Source organism: Variovorax sp. CF313 (assembly GCF_000282635.1).
In the GTDB taxonomy this organism is placed as follows: domain Bacteria; phylum Pseudomonadota; class Gammaproteobacteria; order Burkholderiales; family Burkholderiaceae_C; genus Variovorax.
Genome location: NZ_AKIW01000146.1, coordinates 1 through 3,133, shown reverse-complemented (window position 1 = coordinate 3,133; position 3,133 = coordinate 1). Strand labels below are relative to the sequence as shown.

The 3,133-nt window shown below is 66.5% G+C and carries 3 protein-coding genes; all 3 read right to left on the bottom strand.

Features of this window, described 5'->3' with window-relative positions:
• Window positions 1–1,078 (bottom strand): acyl-CoA dehydrogenase family protein (locus PMI12_RS26085; RefSeq protein ID WP_007838714.1); only part of this gene is annotated, 1,078 nt, incomplete at its 3' end.
• Between the two features lie 36 nt (window positions 1,079–1,114).
• The gene (locus PMI12_RS26080) at window positions 1,115–2,362 is read right to left on the bottom strand and encodes a glutamate carboxypeptidase (protein ID WP_007838712.1); all 1,248 of its coding nucleotides are present in this window, start codon (window positions 2,360–2,362) and stop codon (window positions 1,115–1,117) included.
• Window positions 2,363–2,450: 88 nt separating this feature from the next.
• Window positions 2,451–3,133, bottom strand: a 683-nt coding sequence (locus PMI12_RS26075; protein WP_007838710.1) for an acetyl-CoA C-acyltransferase, incomplete at its 5' end; no start/stop codon positions are given.

Sequence of the window (3,133 nt, the reverse complement as noted above, 5' to 3'; positions counted from 1 at the left end):
AGATCTGGCACACGCGCACGTCGCGGTAGATGCGCTCCAGCGGAAAGTCGTTCACGTAGCCGTAGCCGCCCAGCGTCTGGATGGCGGCGCTGCATACGCGCTCGGCCATCTCGCTCGCGAACAGCTTGGCCATGGCTGCTTCCTTCAGGCACGGCCGCCCCGCATCGCGCAGGCTGGCGGCATGCCAGATCAGCTGGCGCGCGGCTTCGAGCTGCGTGGCGCATTCGGCCAGCCTGAAACCGACGGCCTGCTGGTCGAAGATCGAGCCGCCAAAGGCCTGGCGCTCCTTGGCATAGGCCAGCGCCACGTCGAAGGCGCTGCGCGCCATGCCCACGCTCTGCGCGGCAATGCCGATGCGCCCGCCCTCCAGCGCGCCGAGCGCGATCTTGTAGCCCTCGCCCTCGGCGCCGATCAGGTTCTCGCACGGAATGCGACAGCCGTCGAAGTTGATCTGCGCGGTGTCGCTGCTGTGCTGGCCCAGCTTGTCTTCCAGGCGCGCGACGTTGTAGCCCGGTGTGTCGGTCGGCACGATGAAAGCGCTCATGCCGCGCTTGCCCGCGCCCTTGTCGGTCACCGCGATGACGATGGCCGCCTGGCCGTTCTTGCCGCTGGTGATGAACTGCTTCACACCGTCGATCACGTACGCGTCGCCGTCCTTGCGCGCCGTGGTGCGCAGGCTCGATGCATCGCTGCCGGCCTGCGGCTCGGTGAGGCAGAAGGCGCCGAGCATCCGGCCCTGCGCCAGCGGTTCGAGCCACTTCTTTTTCTGCTGCGCATTGCCGTAGCGCATGAGGATGGCGTTGACCGGGCAGTTGGTCACGCTGATGGCGGTGCTGGTGCCGCCGTCGCCGGCCGCGATTTCTTCGAGCACCAGCGCGAGCGTGAGGTAGTCGAGGCCCGCGCCACCGTGTTCCTCGGGCACGCAGATGCCGTAAGCACCCAGTGCCGCAAGGCCTTGGTGAGCCTCCTTGGGAAAGCTGTGCTCGCGGTCCCACTTCGGGGCGTTGGGCCACAGTTCGGCTTGCGAGAAGTCGCGCACCGCGTCGCGGATGGCTTCCTGGTCGGGGCTGAGCAGCATGGCGTTGTCTCCTGTCTGTCTTTTTTCGAGTCGTGCTTACTTGCCGGCGCCCAGGTCCATGATCAGGCGCGCCGCCATGTACAGGCGGCGCGGAATGGCACTGATGTCCACGTACTCGGCCTTGTCGCTGTGGTAGCCGAAGCCCGGCAGGCCCAGGCTCTCGATCACCGGCTTGCCCGACAGCGCCGCATAGGCCGCGTCCGTGCCGCCGCCGGTGCGCTCTTCCACGCCGAGGTTGCCGCCGGCCTCCTTGTAGAAGCCCACAGCCTTGTCGACCAGTTTCTTGCCGCCTTCGCCCGCGTTGAAGGCCGGACGGCCGCGCGTGACGACCACCTTGACGTCGGCCTCGGGCAGCTTCTTCTGCTGCGCGCGCTCTTCCAGCGTCTTCATGGCGGCATCGAAGTCTTCGTTGCGCGCATAGCGCACGTCGGCGTTCAGCGTGGCGCTGGCCGGGATGATGTTCGACACGTTGCCGGCCTTGGCGATGGTCCAGTTGAAGCGCAGGTTCTTCGCCTTGTCGTCGATGTTCATGGTGCGCAGCACGAGGTCGGAGGCCTCGACCAGCGCGTTCACGCCCATCTCGGGCGCGCCTCCCGCATGCGAGGCCTTGCCGGTGATGTTGACCTGCACGTAGGCGATGCCCGAGGTGCCCAGCGAGAGTTTCTCGTCGCCGGCACTGGCGGGCTCGAAGGACAGCACGTAGTCGGCCAGCTTGGCTTCTTCCTGGATCAGGTCGCGCGAGCCGAAGGAGCCCTTTTCCTCGTCGGTGTTGAACAGCACGGTGATGGTGCCGTAATCGCGCACGCCGTAGTCCTTCAGCAGCTTGAGCGTGTGCAGGATGACGGCGTTGCCGCCCTTGTCGTCGGCGATGCCGGGGCCGTAGGCCTTGTCGCCTTCGATCTTGAACGGCGCCTTCGCGAGCGTGCCCTTCAGGTACACGGTGTCCATGTGCGACATCAGCAGCAGGTTCTTGCCGCCGCGGCCCTTGATCTTGCCGACGATGTTGTCGCCCACCACGAGGCCGGCCGACTTGCTGCGCGTGACCGTGAAGCCCAGGTTCTTGAGTTCGCCCTCGAGGTAGTTGCCGGCGGCGGCGATGCCTTCGGCGTCACCGGTGCCGGTCTCGATGTTGACGAGCTTTTCCAGCGTCTTGATCACCGCAGGCTGCTCGTCGGTGGCGGCCTGGAACAGCACGTTGTCGCGCTTCTGCGCCCAGGCGGCGCTCGCCACGAAAGCGGTGGCCAGCACGGCGGCAATGGCGGTACGGTGGATGGATGGGCGCATGAAATCTCCTGCTCTACGCATTGTTTGAAGTATCCGAACGAAAAAGCCGGCAAGCGCCCGTCCCCCGGGCGCTTGCCGGCCGTTGCTCTTATAGCAATTCGAGTGCCACGGCGGTGCCTTCGCCGCCGCCGATGCACAGCGTGGCCACGCCGCGCTTCTTGCCGCGCGCCTTCAGCGCATGGATCAGCGTGACCATGATGCGCGCGCCGCTGGCACCGATCGGGTGACCCAGCGCGCAGGCGCCGCCGTTCACGTTGACGATCTCGTGCGACACGTCGAGTTCGTGCATCAGCGCCATCGGCACCACGGCGAAGGCTTCGTTCACCTCCCACAGGTCGACGTCCTTCACGGTCCAGCCGGTCTTCTTGAACAGCTTGGCGACGGCGCCAACGGGCGCGGTGGAGAACCATTCGGGCTGCTGGGCATGCGTAGCATGGCCGACGAGGCGGGCGATGGGCCTGGCGCCGATCTTCTTCGCGTGCGACTCGGTCATCATCACCAGCGCGGCAGCGCCGTCGTTGATCGACGAGCTCGACGCGGCGGTGATGGTGCCGTTCTCCTTCTTGAACGCGGGCTTGAGGGTGGGGATCTTGTCGAGCTTGACCTTGCCGGGGCCTTCGTCGATGGAGATCACCGTGTCGCCGCCGCGGCCCTTCACGGTGACGGGCACGATCTCGTCCTTGAAGAGGCCGGTGTCGGTGGCCTTCTTGGCGCGCTCGACGCTGGCGATGGCGAAGGCGTCCTGCTGCTCGCGCGTGAACTTGTACTTGG

Coding starts and splice junctions, on each gene's coding strand:
- PMI12_RS26080 (WP_007838712.1), bottom strand. CDS start 2,362: ATGCGCCCATCCATCCACCGTACCGCCATTGCCGCCGTGCTGGCCACC.